Origin of the sequence: Paraburkholderia sp. SIMBA_054, assembly GCF_046534875.1 — a bacterium.
Lineage (GTDB): Bacteria > Pseudomonadota > Gammaproteobacteria > Burkholderiales > Burkholderiaceae > Paraburkholderia > Paraburkholderia hospita.
The window spans coordinates 1-273 of record NZ_JAWRXV010000757.1 but is presented as its reverse complement, the minus strand read 5'-3'; the positions used below and the strand labels follow the sequence as shown (position 1 = coordinate 273).

Here is a 273-nt window from a genome sequence, read left to right as displayed (position 1 = left end):
ATCTTCTATATTAAGCAACTGGCTAAGGAAATTTTCTCCTTCAGCCATGATTCCCAAATGTCCCGTTGCGAAAAGCGCGAACAAAACTGCACCGACTGAGCCATCGGTATCACCAAAATAGGTTGGTCTGGTACTTGTGGGATCAACGGGTAAACAATTGGAGAAATAGATTCTGTCAGCGAACTGGGGGTTTATCATTGTTTCGAATTTAATATCAGATACATTATATTGCGATATTTTCCAGTTCCAGATGGGTTTGTACGACTCAGTAAC

General features: G+C 41.0%; 1 protein-coding gene. It reads right to left on the bottom strand.

From position 1 onward, the window contains the following. The coding region (locus SB822_RS57135; protein ID WP_410859111.1) for a DUF4049 domain-containing protein at positions 1-198 on the bottom strand (198 nt) is incomplete at its 3' end. Positions 199-273: the final 75 nt, after the last annotated feature.